The 14,450-nt window shown below is 63.2% G+C and carries 16 protein-coding genes; 6 read left to right on the forward strand and 10 right to left on the reverse strand.

The window, feature by feature from the left end; all coding sequences use genetic code 11:
- Positions 1 to 33: 33 nt before the first annotated feature.
- From ypfH to KKO72_RS17305, 4 genes are read right to left on the reverse strand one after another with little or no spacing between them, the layout of a single operon-like run.
- Entirely contained in the window at positions 34 to 729 is a 696-nt protein-coding gene (ypfH, locus tag KKO72_RS17290; RefSeq protein ID WP_214941793.1) for an esterase, read from the reverse strand.
- A gap of 50 nt (positions 730 to 779) precedes the next feature.
- Positions 780 to 1,532: a gamma-glutamylcyclotransferase gene (locus KKO72_RS17295; protein ID WP_214941796.1), complete on the reverse strand. Its 753-nt coding sequence runs from the start codon at positions 1,530 to 1,532 to the stop codon at positions 780 to 782.
- 20 nt (positions 1,533 to 1,552) lie between these two features.
- Positions 1,553 to 1,960 carry a DoxX family protein gene (locus tag KKO72_RS17300; RefSeq protein WP_214941799.1) on the reverse strand — a complete coding sequence of 136 codons (408 nt, stop codon included), beginning with the start codon at positions 1,958 to 1,960 and terminating at the stop codon, positions 1,553 to 1,555.
- Positions 1,961 to 2,007: 47 nt separating this feature from the next.
- On the reverse strand, positions 2,008 to 2,343 hold the full coding sequence (locus KKO72_RS17305) for a DUF4148 domain-containing protein (protein WP_214941802.1): 336 nt from the start codon (positions 2,341 to 2,343) through the stop codon (positions 2,008 to 2,010).
- Between the two features lie 263 nt (positions 2,344 to 2,606).
- On the opposite strand from KKO72_RS17305, the gene KKO72_RS17310 reads away from it, so the two are divergent.
- Positions 2,607 to 3,398, forward strand: a complete 792-nt coding sequence (locus tag KKO72_RS17310; protein ID WP_214941805.1) for a tRNA-uridine aminocarboxypropyltransferase — start codon at positions 2,607 to 2,609, stop codon at positions 3,396 to 3,398.
- Positions 3,395 to 3,652, forward strand: coding sequence for a hypothetical protein (locus tag KKO72_RS17315; protein WP_214941809.1), 258 nt, complete (start codon positions 3,395 to 3,397; stop codon positions 3,650 to 3,652). The genes KKO72_RS17310 and KKO72_RS17315 overlap by 4 nt, the downstream gene beginning before the upstream one ends.
- Positions 3,653 to 3,667: 15 nt before the next feature.
- On the opposite strand, the gene KKO72_RS17320 is transcribed toward KKO72_RS17315, so the two are convergent.
- Complete coding sequence (locus tag KKO72_RS17320; RefSeq protein ID WP_214941812.1) at positions 3,668 to 4,312, reverse strand: NAD(P)-dependent oxidoreductase; 645 nt, start codon at positions 4,310 to 4,312, stop codon at positions 3,668 to 3,670.
- A 95-nt stretch (positions 4,313 to 4,407) separates the two neighbouring features.
- Here KKO72_RS17320 and KKO72_RS17325 point away from each other — a divergent pair, with 95 nt between their 5' ends.
- Positions 4,408 to 5,325 (forward strand): LysR substrate-binding domain-containing protein, encoded by a 918-nt coding sequence (locus KKO72_RS17325; protein WP_251140740.1) that lies wholly within the window; start codon positions 4,408 to 4,410, stop codon positions 5,323 to 5,325.
- A gap of 61 nt (positions 5,326 to 5,386) precedes the next feature.
- On the opposite strand, the gene alkB is transcribed toward KKO72_RS17325, so the two are convergent.
- The gene (gene alkB, locus KKO72_RS17330; RefSeq protein WP_214941815.1) at positions 5,387 to 6,043 is read right to left on the reverse strand and encodes a DNA oxidative demethylase AlkB; all 657 of its coding nucleotides are present in this window, start codon (positions 6,041 to 6,043) and stop codon (positions 5,387 to 5,389) included.
- 87 nt (positions 6,044 to 6,130) lie between these two features.
- On the reverse strand, positions 6,131 to 7,246 hold the full coding sequence (locus KKO72_RS17335; RefSeq protein ID WP_214941818.1) for a DNA alkylation repair protein: 1,116 nt from the start codon (positions 7,244 to 7,246) through the stop codon (positions 6,131 to 6,133).
- Between the two features lie 101 nt (positions 7,247 to 7,347).
- On the opposite strand from KKO72_RS17335, the gene KKO72_RS17340 reads away from it, so the two are divergent.
- Positions 7,348 to 8,472 carry a DNA glycosylase AlkZ-like family protein gene (locus KKO72_RS17340; protein ID WP_214941821.1) on the forward strand — a complete coding sequence of 375 codons (1,125 nt, stop codon included), beginning with the start codon at positions 7,348 to 7,350 and terminating at the stop codon, positions 8,470 to 8,472.
- 52 nt (positions 8,473 to 8,524) lie between these two features.
- On the forward strand, positions 8,525 to 9,403 hold the full coding sequence (locus KKO72_RS17345) for a PA4780 family RIO1-like protein kinase (protein WP_214941823.1): 879 nt from the start codon (positions 8,525 to 8,527) through the stop codon (positions 9,401 to 9,403).
- Between the two features lie 159 nt (positions 9,404 to 9,562).
- On the opposite strand, the gene KKO72_RS17350 is transcribed toward KKO72_RS17345, so the two are convergent.
- Together KKO72_RS17350 and KKO72_RS17355 are read right to left on the reverse strand one after the other, a co-directional pair.
- Positions 9,563 to 9,853, reverse strand: a complete 291-nt coding sequence (locus KKO72_RS17350) for a hypothetical protein (RefSeq protein ID WP_214941826.1) — start codon at positions 9,851 to 9,853, stop codon at positions 9,563 to 9,565.
- Between the two features lie 58 nt (positions 9,854 to 9,911).
- A complete protein-coding gene (locus tag KKO72_RS17355; protein WP_214941829.1) occupies positions 9,912 to 12,314 on the reverse strand; it encodes a transglycosylase domain-containing protein in 2,403 nt (800 codons plus the stop codon).
- Between the two features lie 57 nt (positions 12,315 to 12,371).
- Between KKO72_RS17355 and KKO72_RS17360 the strand changes: the two genes are divergently transcribed.
- Complete coding sequence (locus KKO72_RS17360; protein WP_214941832.1) at positions 12,372 to 13,082, forward strand: glutathione S-transferase N-terminal domain-containing protein; 711 nt, start codon at positions 12,372 to 12,374, stop codon at positions 13,080 to 13,082.
- A 108-nt stretch (positions 13,083 to 13,190) separates the two neighbouring features.
- Here KKO72_RS17360 and KKO72_RS17365 read toward each other — a convergent pair whose 3' ends face one another.
- Entirely contained in the window at positions 13,191 to 14,357 is a 1,167-nt protein-coding gene (locus KKO72_RS17365; RefSeq protein WP_214941835.1) for a GGDEF domain-containing protein, read from the reverse strand.
- Positions 14,358 to 14,450: the final 93 nt, after the last annotated feature.

A 14,450-nucleotide genomic window follows, 5' to 3' on the forward strand; every position in this document is an offset into this window, starting at 1 on the left:
GGGCGCCTGCACCCCAACAGTTTGGGGTTTGCCTTAAGGCTTGGGCGTCGCAGCAGCCTGCTGGGCTGCGGCTTGTAACACCGCGTCCCAATGGTGCTTGGGGATATGACCCACAAACCGCTCCACCACCAGGTCCATCACCTCGGTCGTGATCTCATGGCCCAGGTAGGGAATGACATCGGCGGTGAGGTCACCACCCAGGGCCACCAGCCGTTGTGCGGCGGTCACGCAGTGCCCGTAGTGGACCACCGGGTCTGACTTGCCGTGGAAAAAATGCAGCGTGGTTTTGTCTGGCGCGTGGTTTGGCAGCTGGGCATAACGCCCGGACAGCGCCACGATGCGCCCGGCCAGCCCGGTTTGCACCTGCGCGGCTTCCAGCGCCAGGGTGGCGCCTTGGCCAAACCCCAACACCGCCGTGGCGCTGGCCTCAACACCGCTGCTTTGCTGCCAGAAACGCAGGTTCTGAATGAAGGCCGGCACCACCGCAGCCACCCGCTCGGCATGGTTGTCGTCGGTGAGCCCCTGCTCTGAAAACCACTGGGCACCGCCGGGCTGGGTGTCGCTGGGGGATGGGGCCTGCACGCTGACGATGAACGCGTTGGGGAACTGCAGCGCCAGCCGCTGCCCCAGGGGCAGCATGTGCTGCGCGCTGGCACCCACACCATGGTGCAAGATCAGGAGCTGTTGTGCGGTCTGAGCGGGTTGCTGGAGGATGATGGCGTCGGACACGGTCAGGCCTTGTGAGGGGTGGTGTTGCAGGAGGGAGCTTGGGGCACAGTTTAAGGGGGTGCCACCGCAGGGGCTGCGATCTGCGCTACCTGCGCCAGCAACTGGCCAACATAAGCGTCCTCAATGCCCAGATGGGTCAACTGCTCGGCCAGCTGTTCGAGGTATTGCCGATTGCTGCCGATGAAGCCAGACGCTGTAGCGATGGCTCTGGCGGTCTTGTCCAGCGGTTGTCGACCCACATACTGGTTGCTGGCGGTGTTGGACACAAAAGCCAGGGCACACAGCGGGCCCTGGGGTGTGCTGAGTGGCAGCATGGCTGGCACATAACTGCCCTGGATCATCTCGCGCCGCCAGAGCATTGCCAGCTCGTCCTGCAGCTGATGGGCCGCGATGCGAAAGGTCAGGCCGGCGCAGCAGCCCGCTTGGTTTTCGAGCGACAACATCAGCGCCGGACAGTCCACCGTGCCACGACCCATGTCGACCTTGAATGAAAAACAGCGTTGGTAACCTGTCAGGTTGGCCAGGCGAACTTCCGCAAACTCAAAGCCCGGGTTCCACATCAGGGAGCCATAGGCAAACACCCACAGGTCCTGCCTTGTGTCGATGTCGGCCAGAAAGGCCTGCATCGACGTCTGCAACACCTGGTCAGACAGACGCCAGTTGTCCGGGCGGCCCTGGCTGCGTGCCAGCGCGTCCCAGGCAGCCATCACCTCGTTGGTGGCGCGCAGTGCCGATTGGCACGGTGCGGTTACCTTGCCCCAAAGATGGGGCAGGTGGGCAAAGGCGTCGGGTGTTTTTGGCATGGTCTCGTGTCAGAGGGTGTTCAGACCTTGCGTGCGTCCAGGCTGAAAGCACCTGCACCGTTGGCCGCCAGGGCCAGCAAGCCGCCCACCACCGCGATGTTCTTCCAGAACAGCAGCTGGGTGACAAAGGCCTGGTCGGCGGGCACCGCCCAATAAGCGTGGAAGAAGAACGACGCCGCCAGGGTGAAGACCCCCAGCACCAGCGCAGCGATGCGGGTGCCAAAACCGGCCAGCAGCGCCAGGCTGCCGACGATTTCGACCACCAGCGCCAGTACGGCACCCACCACCGGCAGAGGCAGCCCCACCGACGCGATGTAGCCCACGGTGCCGGAGAACCCGGCGAGCTTGCCAATACCGGCGGGCAGGAAGAAGGCGGTAAACAACAAACGCGCGGCCAGGGCCAGGCTACTTTGGATGGACTTGGTCATGATGGAGTTCTCTGGATGGTAAAAAAGTTGCATGGGCTGGGCTGCGCTTAACCGCCGTTGTGCTGGTGGAGGGTGAACTCACCCGAGCGTTGGGCCTGGGCCAGTTCAGCCAGCACTTGGTCGCGGGTTTTGCCTGCCTCAACGGCTTTGACCGGGTATTGGCTGGGGTAGAGCTCGTTGAGCTTTTTGCCGGAGTCGCCAAAAGCCTGGATGTCGCCGGTGCGTTGGGCTTCCACCAACTCGGCACGCACTTGGGCACGTGTCTTGCCGACGGTTGTGGCGGCGGAGGTGTTGTCGGCGGGGTAAGCAGCCTCGGCATTGGCATAACCAGCGGTCAGGGCAGACAGGGTGATGGCGAGAACGGCAGCGTAAGTGGTTTTCATGGTTCAAATCCTTTAACAGTTGATAAGGTGAATCCGGTGGGGCCTGTGGCCTTTTCCGGCGTCATCGCGTGGCCTTGAGGGTTGCGTCGCGTTGATGGGATGAACTGTAAAGTTTCTGATTCAATAGATAAACAGCCAAATCATCACAGGTACATTGCTGTTTTAACAACAATAAACCCTGTTTGTCACCCGCGGCGGGGTTCTTGGGGCCTGGGTCGGGCTTGGTCTGTGGGCTGGGCACAACGCCATAATCGCCGCTCCCCATGCCCAAGCCTCCTCTGCCTCATACCCTCCCCCACGCCGTCTCCCGCCTGCGCACCGAACGCTTGGCGCGTGCGGTCAAACCGTTTCGCATGCGCGGTGGCCCGGCAGAGCGTTGCCCCGGCTGCCGGGTCATGTTCAGCCACTGTTTTTGCAACTTGCGCCCGAACGTGGCCACCCAGGCGGGTGTCTGCCTGCTGATGGCCGACATCGAGCCGCTCAAACCCAGCAACACCGGCTGGCTGATTGCCGATGTGGTGCGTGACACCTTTGCATTCAGCTGGGCGCGCACCTGGGTGGACCCGCGCTTGCTGACCCTGCTGGCCGACCCGCAGTGGCAGCCTTATGTGGTGTTTCCGGGGGAGTTTGTGGCACCTGAGCGCGTGGTGCATGCGCTGGTCCCTGAGACGGCCGCGCCGGGGCAGCTGCCCAAGCGCCCGCTGTTTGTGCTGCTGGATGCGACCTGGGCCGAGGCCGGCAAGATGTTTCGCAAAAGCCCGTACCTGAACAATTTTCCGGTGCTGAGCCTGCACCCTGAGCAGGTGTCCAACTACCGGCTGCGCCGATCCAGCCGCAGCGACCACTTCTGCACCTCAGAAGTGGGTGCCCTGTGCCTGGAACTGGCCGGTGAAAACCACGCGGCCGAGGTGCTGGCCACCTACCTCGATGTGTTCACCCACCACTACCTGCAGGCCAAGAACCAGAAGCCGCTGGACCTGGAAGATGCCGCACACCTGCGCTTGCGCGATTTGAGCGGGCAGCGACAATCAGGTGTTTTAAGAGTCACCTCATGACCCCAGACCAGATTCCACCCACTGATGCCACCCACGCGGGAATGTGTGAACCCTGCACCGCTGTCCAGCAAAACTGGCGCCGTGCCCCTGGCCATGCCGAACTGGTGCAGGGTGCCAACCGCAAAGAGCTGCGTGGCGAGACAACGGTCACAGTCACCCGCTACCGTTGCGACCACTGTGGCACGGTGTGGGACTACGAAAACAACAAAGCCAACCAGCGCGCAGGCTGGTCGGTCGTGCCCCTCCGGGCCTAAAACAGCACCAGTGGCCTAATTGGCCACGGTAAAGCGCTGCTGGATGTGGCGCGGCTTTTCCAGCTCGTCGACGATGGCCACGGCCATGTCTTCCACTGAAATGGCGGCAGGTGCCTCACCCTCGCCGGGCAGCGGGTTGTCCAGACCAGTGCGGTACTGGCCGGTGCGTTCACCCGGAGCCAGGATGATCGGGGGCGACAAAAAGGTCCAGTCCAGGCTGGTTTCAAGCTTGAGCCGGTTCAGCGCCTCACGCGCGGCCAGGGCGCCTTGTTTGTACTCGGCCGGGAAACCAGCGGTGTCCACCAGTTGCACACCGGGCGCCACAAACAGGCTGCCCGCGCCACCCACCATCAGGAAACGTTTGATACCCGCGCGTTGGGTGCCGGCCACGATGGCGGCGGTGCCTTCCAGGAACAGGTCGTGGATGCGCGGCTCGGTCCAGCCCGGGTTGTAGGCGCTGACGACGGCGTCATGCCCGGCCACGGCCTGTGCCACTTGGGCCGCGTTCAGCGCGTCGGCCTGCACCACGGTCAAACCCGGCTGGGCGCTGAGTTTGGCCGGGTTACGCGCCAGCACGGTGACCTGGTGGCCGCGGCTCAACAACTCGGTCAACAAGGGGGCGCCGACAAAACCTGTGGCGCCAACGAGTGCAATTTTCATGGTGATCTCCGGTGTGTTTAAGATGCTGATAGTGTCTTTGCTTCACAAACCATTGACTAGATGGTCTATTTGACTAACACTGTGAAGTAAAACTAATGAATAGGGCGCAACACATGGCGCAGATGGACCAACTCAAACGCATGGCGGTGTTTGCCGAGGTGGTGGCGACGGGGTCGCTGTCGGCGGCGGCTCGCCAGTTGCAGATGACGCCCTCGGCGGTGAGCCAGCATCTGCGCCAGCTGGAGTCGGCCCTGGGGCTGGCGCTGTTGCACCGCTCCACCCGCAAACTCACGCTGACCGAGGCTGGTGAACGCTACATCGAGGGCTGTCGCGCCATGGTGGCCGCCGCCCGCAGCGCCGACCAGGCGCTGCTGCGCCACCGCGACGAACCCGAGGGTGAGCTGCGTGTTGCCGCGCCGATTGGCATGGGCGGCTTGCTGGCGCAGGCGCTCGCGCCCTTGCGCCAGCACCCCCGGCTGACGCTGCGCCTGCTGCTCGACGATGCGCTGATTGATCTGATTGAAGAGCGGGTCGACATCGCCCTGCGTGCGGGCAAGCTACCCGACTCCAGCCTCGTGGCGCGCAAGCTGGGCAGCATGGCCGCGCAGATGTGCGCCGCACCGGCCTACCTGGCCGAGCGCGGCTGGCCGCAGCAGCCGCAGGATCTGGCCACGCACGACTGGCTCGGCGGCAGGCCCTCAACCGGTGGTGACGAGACCTTGCTGCTGCACAACGCAGCTGGTGACGAGGTGGCGGTGCAGGTGCACAGCCGCGTCCACGCCAGCCAGGTCTCCGCCTTGCACGCCCTGTGTGTGGCGGGCTGGGGCATCAGTGTGGTGGTCAGCGACGATGACCGCCGCGCGCTGGTGGACGGACGGCTGCTGCCGGTGCTGCCGGGCTGGCAGCTGCCCGTCATGCCGATTTACGCCATCACCCCGCGCCGGGGTGAACAGCCTGCCAAGGTGCGCCATGCGCTGGCGTTGTTGGCCGCCCACTTTGACCAAGCTGCTTGAGTGCTTTTGTTTTCATAGCTGCAAGCCCTTGATGAAAGAGGGATAGAAGCCAATTTGGCACTCAAATCTTTCTGACCTGGCGAAACGTCAGGTTGATGCGCCGCCTGCCCAGCAGCGCGTGTTCCCCCTCGGCCAAGGGCGCCACACCATGAAACGCCAGCCGCGATGGACCACCCCACACCACCACGTCGCCATGCACCAGCCGGTAACGTTGCGGCCGGTCTTGGCGGCTGGGTGTGCCAAACAAAAACACCGCAGGCAGGCCCAGTGACAGCGACACAATGGGTGCGCTCAGGTCCTGCTCATCGCGGTCCTGGTGCAAGGAGAGTTTGGCGCCGGGTTGGTACTGGTTGATCAGGCAGGCGTCGGGCGCAAACTGCGGGTAACCGGCCCGCGCCGCCGCCTGTTGCGCCAACGCCAGACCAACCGCGGGCATGGCTGGCCAAGCCTGGCCTGAGAGCGGGTCGTGTGCCGCATAGCGGTAACCACGCGGGTCGGACACCCAGCCCAGTGGGCCGCAACTGCTGGTCGACACCGACATGGTGTAACCGCCGGGCGTTTGCATGTGGCGCAGCGGCGCATGCTGCAACACGGCCTCAACCGCTTGCAGCAACTCAGGCGCCTCGTTCAAGACGAAACCACGCAGCAGCAGTGCACCCGGCCCGAGGCTTGTGGGTGTCGCATCCGGCTCCGGTGGCAGGTCGTCAAAAAGGTCCATGGCACGCCCGTCGCATTCCTTTATTGATAGCTATTGGCCCTTGTTATAAAAGGGCTAGAGGCCAATTGGTTGCATAAAAATGGTCCATCAACCCGGCGCCAATTCAAACGCGCCGAGCGGCTGCGCCTGGCCGTTGAGAAGAACTTCCACCGGATGGCGACCAGGGTAGTGTTTGCGGGTCGTCATCTCGGTCAAGGAGAGTTTTTTGGACAGTTGCACGGTCTGGCCCGGCGCCAGCTCCAGTGTGGTCAGCTTGAATACCTTGGCGCGGGTCAAACCATTGGCCTTGACATAGTGCACTGCCAAATCCACCAGCACCCGTTGTGACTGGTTTTGGGTATTGGTCAGCGCAAAGCCAATCTGCACCGCACCACCCATCACCGCCTGGCCGGGGCTGATCTGAACCTGGCCCACAGCCAACTGTGCAGCCTGGCCATAACCCAGTACCTTGAGCGCACCGGCTTCGCCGCGTTTCACCGCCGAGCGCAGCGCATGGTTCACGATCCAGGCCCGCTCGGGGCTGGCATCTTGTAACCAGGCCTGGGTGGTGCGTGTCAACAGCTCGGGGTGGTCCTTGCCAATGTCGTTGAGGTTGTTGGCCACCGAGCGGCGCACATACAGCGCCGGATCGTCCTTGAGCAAGTCCAAGAGCGACAACACCGGCGTCGGGTCGGCCTGGAACTGGCGCAGACGTGGCGCCCAGGGCAGGCGCGTGCGCGAGCCCTCAGACACCAGGCGGCGCACATGCTCGCTGGGGTCGGTGGCCCAGACCCTGAACTGCGCCAGTGTGGCCTGCGTGTGCTGCTCCAGAAAAGGGCGGATGCTGAACTCGGCGCTGAAACGCTGGGTCAGTGTGTGTTGGGCGGCCATCGACGCCTCGAAGTGGTCCAGCCCGTAATTGGCCACAAACCGTGTGTGCGGCAGGTACAGAAACGAGCCCAGTGTCAGTCGGGGGTCGCGGCCATGGGGCTGCTCGATGGACGCCATCAAGATGGCCAGTGCCTCGGGGTAGTTCTCTGGCAAGAAGCGGCGCAAAGCCTGGGCGATGTGTTGGCCACGCGCCATCAGCGCCAGGGTGTCAAAACCGTCCAGCACCTCGGCCACAAAACCGGCAGAGTCAAAGGCCGGGTAGACCGCTGCAATCATGCTGGCGATGGCTTGCGGCACGTCGGCGCCGTATTGCTTGATCAGGGGTTCAGCCATGGTGGATGGGGGTGGTCATGAAAGTCCTCTGTGTCCGTTGGGGCAAGCCCCGTTTGCTGGATATACTGTATTTTTACACAGTTATTCAAAGGCTGGGCACCATGGCCATCACCCTCCACCAACTGCGTCGCTTTGCGCTGGCACGCAGCCTGTTTGCACCCACCACACTGCCTGCGGCCATCGCCAAGCTGGGTTTTGTGCAGGCCGACCCGATTCGCGCTCCGGCGCGCGCGCAAGATCTCACCTTGCGCCACCGCGTCAAAGGTTACCGCGCCGGTGATCTGGAGCGGCGTTACCCCAAGCTTGATGTTGAAGAGGACTTTTTCGTCAACTACGGCTTTGTGCCGCGCAGCACCCAGGCGCTGATGCACCCACGTGTACTGCAATCGGTGTGGACGCCGGAGCGTGCTGCGCAGGCCAAGGCGGTGCTGGACTTTGCGCGGGCCCATGGTGTGGTGCACCCGCGTGAGGTGGACACCCACTTTGCCCACGGCTCGGCGCGCAACTGGTTTGGTGGTTCGTCCAACGCCAGCACCCAGCTGCTCGACGACATGCATTACCGCGGCCTGCTGCATATTGCCGGGCGTGTGAGTGGTGTGCGCACCTATGCCGTGCGCGACGGCCTGTCAGAAACCGCGCCGGACCCGGCCCAGGCCATGGACGCGCTGGTGGATGTGATCGTGAACAAATACGCCCCCCTGCCCGAGCGCTCGCTCGGTGAGTTGATCAGCCACTTGCGTGGTGGTACACCGCAGTGGGCAGCCCAGCGCGCCGCTGCGTTCCAGCGGGCCAAACAGCGCCTGGCCAGCGCGCGGGTTGACGGTGTCACCTGGTACTGGCCTGCTGATGAAACCCCTACCAGCCGCCGCTTGACCAACGGCGACATGCTGCGGCTGCTGGCGCCTTTTGACCCGGTGGTGTGGGACCGGCGCCGGTTTGAGCTGTTCTGGGGCTGGGCCTACCGTTTTGAGGCCTACACCCCGGCGCCCAAACGGGTGCGCGGTTATTACGCGCTGCCGCTGTTGTGGCGTGAGCAGGTCATTGGCTGGGGCAATCTGGCAGTGCGTGACAACCAGCTGGACGTTGACCTGGGTTACGTGGCAGGCAGTCCACCGACGGATGCGGCGTTTGCGCAGGCGCTGGAGGAGGAACTGGCGCGGCTGCGCACATTTCTGGCGCTGCCCGAAACACCCCCAGTAGGGCTTCAGCCAGACGCACGGGGCTGATTTGTGCGCTGGGGCTGACAATCCAGCTCCCCCAGCCCCGACCCAACGCCCCATGAAACCACCTGCCCGACTGATGTCCCTGATTGAAGAGGGCCTGATCGACAGCGTGGTGCGCCAGCTCATGAGTGGCAAGGAGGCGATGGTGTTTGTGGTGCGCTGTGGTGCGGAGACCCGCTGCGCCAAGATCTACAAAGAGGCCACCCAGCGCAGCTTTCGCCAGGCGGTGGACTACACCGAAAACCGCAAGGTGAAGAACTCGCGCTCGGCGCGCGCCATGGCCAAGGGCAGCAAGTTTGGCCGGCAGGAACAAGAAGCCGCCTGGCAAAGCGCCGAGGTTGATGCCCTCTACCGCCTGGCCGCCGCCGGTGTGCGGGTGCCCCAGCCCTACAACTTTTGCGACGGCGTGTTGCTGATGGAGCTGGTGACCGACGCCCATGGCGACGCCGCCCCGCGCCTGAACGATGTGGCCTTTAGCCCTGAGCAGGCGCGCCAGCACCACGCCACCCTGATCAAAGAGGTGGTGCGTATGCTGGGCGCTGGCGTGGTACACGGCGATTTGTCCGAGTTCAACATCCTGCTGGCGCACACAACGGGTGTGGATGGGGCCGACGGGCTGGACGAGCCGGTGATCATTGACCTGCCGCAAGCTGTGGACGCAGCGGGCAACAACCACGCCCAGCGCATGCTGCTGCGCGATGTGGCGAATCTGCGCGACTTCTTTGGCCAGTTCGCCCCCGAACTGCTGGCCACTCAGTACGGCCCGGAAATCTGGAGCCTGTACCAGGCAGGGCTGCTGAGTGTGGACACACCACTCACAGGTCAGTTTGAGCGCACTCAAGCCAGTGTGGACATGCAGGCGGTGCTGCGCGAGATTGACGACGCGCGGGCCGAAGACGCGGCGCGTCGGTTGCGGATGGCCACGGCGGGGTGAGTTGATTAGGTAGCTGTGCCTTGTCACGCTTCATTCTGTCGGCGCTATTTTTTCAGCGCATAACAGTGGTAAGCCGTTGGCATGCCTCTAACTCTGACTTGCGGCTGTATTCGAGGGCAACTCATGAGATGGGACGAAGGTTGTGTCTACGTTCATGGCTCACTTCGCAAAAGCCATGGTTGCGATAAAAGCCAGATAGACCACTGCTGTCCCCCAAAAGTAAATCGTGCGCTTTATGGGACTACCTTCATTGCCGCCTTTGAGTTCAACAAATTGCGATGGCCACATCCGCTTATCGAACGCATAAGCAAAATAATTCCAAGAACAAAAGGTCCAGATAAACCATATGCCATTTGCATAGCCTGGCTTAAATTCTCTGAATAATGTGACCAAAGCAGTCAGAACAAAAGTCACACAGGTCACCCGGAGCGCTTTATTTTTTGCTGTCATCTGGCTTGACTCCAAACAGATCAATCTTGACACCATTCACAAAGACAGCGACCAGGGCCTAACGCACCGCCTCATCCGGCACCACAGCGGGTGCGGGCACAGACACCGGTGCCACCGGTCCCAGCGTAGGCACGGCGGTGGAGGCTGAAATGGGCGATACCGGCGCACTGGCAGGCAGCGTCACCGTGGACGCCACCACCTCGACCGGCTCGCTGGCGGGCACAGCGGGTTCCTCCACCACCTCCTCGTCCGGGATGGGGGCGGGCGCATGCACCGGCTGTGGCACAGGTACGGGCTTGGGTGCCATCAGGCCCTGCACCCAGTCACGCAAGCCCTTGGCCAGCTGGCTGAAAAAGCCCTCGGGCGGTGCCTCAAAGCGTTCGCGTGGGTCGATCAGTTTTGTTCGCAGCGCCTGCTTGGTGACCTCACCCACAATCGGCAAGGCGCTGTGCGCGCCCTGGCCCCAGTAGTCGCTGCGCAGGGTGATGCGGCCATCATTGAAGCCGACCCAGGCACCGGCCACCAACTGCGGGTGCATCAGGATGAACCAGCCGTCGGTGTTGTCCTGGGTGGTGCCGGTTTTGCCGGCCACATCAGCACGGATGCCATAGCGGCTGCGGATGGCCACGCCCGTGCCTTTGTCCACCACACCCCGCATGGCGTCGAGCAGCTGGTAGTTGGCTTGGGCTGACAGGGCCCGCTGGGGTTTGGCCGGTGCAAACTCGGCCAGCACCTCACCCTGGCGATTTTCGATACGGGTCACCAGCATTGGCGCCAGGTACTGACCGTCATGCGCGATGCTGCTGTAGGCGCTGACCATTTCCTTCAAGCTCACCGGGCTGGTGCCCAGGGCCAGCGCGGGCACCGCCTCCAGCGGGCTCTCGTTGACACCCATGGCACGTGCCAGCCGGGCCACCCGCTCGGGGCCCACGGACTGCATCAGTTGGGCGGTGATGGTGTTTTTGGAATAGGCCAGCGCGTCGCGCAGTCGCATGGGTTTGTCGCCGGGCGGGCCGCCGTCGCTGGGGCGCCAGACTTCACCACCGGGCAGCGGGATCTCCACCGCCTGGTCGATCAGCGTGTCGTCGGGGCTGGCGCCCTTGTCGAAGGCGGCGCCGTAGACAAAGGGTTTGAAGGTGGAGCCGGGCTGGCGGCGCGCTTGTGACACATGGTCAAACGGCTCTTGCGCAAAGTCGCGGCTGCCCACCCAGGCGCGCACCTGGCCGTTGCGCGGGTCCAGTGCCAGGAAACCGGCCTGCAGACGGGTTTTCTGGGTGCGCAGCTGGCCCATGAAGCTGCTGTCTTTCAGCAGCGCCTTCAGCACGTCGTCAGCGTTTTGGCCCGCCTCGACCGCACGGCGGAATTCCGGTGTTTCGCGCACCAGGGTCTTGACCAGGGCGCTGTCTGGCCCCCAGACACGGCGCGGTTGCCAGGCGGCATCGGCGAGGCTTTGCAGGTGGCGGCTTTGGCGTGCCAGCGCCTGGTTGGCCAGGGTCTGCAGACGTGCGTCGATGGTGGTGTGCACCACCAGGCCGTCGGCATAGAGGTTGTAGTCGTGGTCGTCGGCCCAGTCGATCAGCCATTTGCGCAGCTGCACCGCAAAGTGGGGCACCGGGCCGGTGTCTTCCACCTGTCGCTCAAAGTCAATGCGCAGCGGGCGTTTGTTCAGGCTGGTGTACTGCGCCGCCTCAAGCTGCCCACGTTTGACCATCTGCGCCAACACGGTGTTGCGCCGCTGCAAGGCGCGCTCGGGGTTGAGCACCGGGTTGTAGTAGCTGTTGCCCTTGAGCATGCCCACCAGCGTGGCGCTCTCCAGCAGGCTGAGTTGGTCGGCTGACTTGTCAAAGTAGGTGCGCGCCGCCATCTCGATGCCGTAGGCGTTGTAGAGAAAGGGCACGGTGTTGAGGTAGGTCTCCAGAATCTCGGGCTTGGTGTAGAGCGCCTCGATCTTGAATGCGGTGATGGCTTCCTTGAGCTTGCGCGTGAGCGTCGGCGCCCGGCCAATCTCTTGGGGAAACAGGTTGCGCGCGAGTTGTTGGGTCAGGGTCGAGCCGCCTTGCCGGTCACCTGAGAAGGTTTGTAGCGCGGCCGACGCAGTGCGCCGCCAGTCCAGCCCGAAGTGTTCGTAAAAACGGTGGTCTTCGGTGGCGATCAGCGCGTTCACCACCGAGGGCGACACGTCTTTGAGCGGCACCCAGACCCGGTTGGCCCATTTGAATTCGGTCAATAACTTGCCGTCGCTCGACATCACCTGGGCGGGCAAATCCAGCTTGGCCTTGCGGATGTCGCTGATGGCAGGGGTGAAGGGAATCAGCAGCAGCGTGTAGACCAGCAACAGCGTCGGCAGCGCAGCCAGTGTCCAGACCAGCTCGCGCCGGGTCGGGCGGCGCCATCGCTGCAGAAACTCAGTCAAAAAAGGGGGGAATCGAGAGGGTAAGGACACGCCGGAACCAGTGGGCATAGACTGCCGTAGAGGCGGATTATCCGCCGCATTCAACCGCCCCCGAAGGACGCATCCATGACCGACCTCTCTGCTTTTGCCATCACCCGCAAGTGGCCTGCCCAACACCCGGAGCGCCTGCAGCTGTATTCGCTGCCCACGCCCAACGGCGTCAAGGTCTCCATCATGCTGGAAGAAACCGGCTTGCCGTATGAGGCACATTTGGTCAGTTTTGAGACCAACGACCAGCTCTCACCCGAGTTTGTCGCGACCTTTCCCAACAACAAAATCCCGGCCATCATCGACCCCAAGGGCCCTGGTGGCCAGCCGCTGGCGTTGTTTGAGTCGGGTGCCATCCTGTTGTACCTGGCCGAGAAAACCGGCCAGTTCCTGCCAGCCGCCCCGGCGGCACGTTATGAGACCATTCAGTGGCTGATGTTTCAGATGGGTGGCATCGGCCCGATGTTTGGCCAGCTCGGCTTCTTCAACGTATTTGCTGGCAAAGACTTTGAGGACAAACGCCCACGTGACCGTTATGTGGCGGAGTCCCGGCGCCTGCTCGGTGTGCTCAACCAGCGCCTGGCCACACGCGCCTGGGTCTTGGGTGATGACTACACCATTGCCGACATCGCCATCCTGCCATGGGTGCGTAACCTGATTGAGCGTTACCAAGCAGCGGATCTGGTCGGCATGGCCGACTTCCCGCACGTCACGCGTGTGCTGGCGGCCTTTGTCGCGCGGCCTGCGGTGGCGCGTGGGCTGCTGGTGCCACAACGCAGTCCGGTGTAAGCAGCCTGGTTGCTACACTTTATTCTCTGTTTTTGATAGCGACAAGCCCTTTTTGAATAAGGGCTATCGGCCAATATGAAGCAGGTTCTGTTCAACAACCGGCGTGAATCAGACGGCTAGGGGGGCCGTTTCTGCGTTCGGGCTGCTGCCTTCTGCCGCTGGCGTGGGCAGCTCGCAGACGACGCGGTTGCGGCCTTGTGTCTTGGCCACGTACATCGCCAGGTCGGCCCGGTGCATCAGGCTCGACAGGCTGGTGTCTTCCTTTTGCAACAAGGCAATGCCGATGCTGACGGTCTGGCAGATGGCCTGACCCTGCAGCGTGAGCGGCACCGCAGCGGCGGCCTGGCGCAGGCGCTCGGCCGTTTCGGTGGCTTCGGCCTGGGTGGTCTCTGGCATGAGCAGCGCGAACTCTTCGCCACCAAGCCGCCCCAGGCAGTCACCGGTGCGCAGGTTGCGCTTCAGGGCATCCACCACCGCACCCAGCACCTCGTCGCCAGCCAGGTGGCCGTACTGGTCATTGATCTGTTTGAAGTGGTCCAGGTCAATGATCAGCAAGGCCAGCACATGGCAGGAGCGATGGGCGGCCTGGAGTTGCTGGTTGGCCTCGGCCAGGAAATAGCGGCGGTTGACCAGGCCGGTCAGTGCATCGCGTGAGGCCTGCAATTCCAGCTCCCTGATCAAGATCTCGTTGCGCTGGCGCAGTTGCAGGGCCTCGGTCGAGTAGGTGTTGATCTGCCTTGCCACCAGCAGCATTAAGACGCTGAAACCGAGCCCCAGCAGGCTCAGGCCGACATTGAACCAGCTGAGTTCGAGCAAGGGCAGGCCAAGCAGGGCCAGGACGGGAAAGACCATGTCGCGCTCCAGTGTGCGCAGATGGGCATTGCTCATCGAGGTGGTCAGTGCGATCAGCGCGATGTGCACCAGCATGATGAACACCAGGCTGGCAAAGTTGTCATGCTGCCAGGCCCAGAAAACCAGCGACGACCAGGCCAGCATGTGGGCGCCATGGGCCAAGGCGATGCGCCTGGCCCAGTGTGGCTCGTCGGACGCTCCGGCCTGGCTGCGCTTGAAGGCCTGGTAGACGCGGATGTAGTTGGCGATGATCAGCAGCTCAAAACCAGCCCAGATGGCCGCCCAGCTGACCGGCACCCAGTTGGTGAGCATCGCGGCGACCACCAAGGTCAGCAACGGCGCCAGGTAGCGGTCATGCAGATGGATATCCACATACAGGTGTAACTGGGCCAGGCGGATGTCTGCCCTTGGGTCGGTCATCATGGGAAGGTTTTTTTGGGAGTGCGTATAGGGCAAGACTATGCCTGATTGATGTTGCCTTGTCATGGCCGCCCTGGTACGGGAAACTGTATCGCT

The sequence above is a fragment of the Rhodoferax sp. U11-2br genome (assembly GCF_018619435.1).
Classification (GTDB): domain Bacteria; phylum Pseudomonadota; class Gammaproteobacteria; order Burkholderiales; family Burkholderiaceae_C; genus Rhodoferax.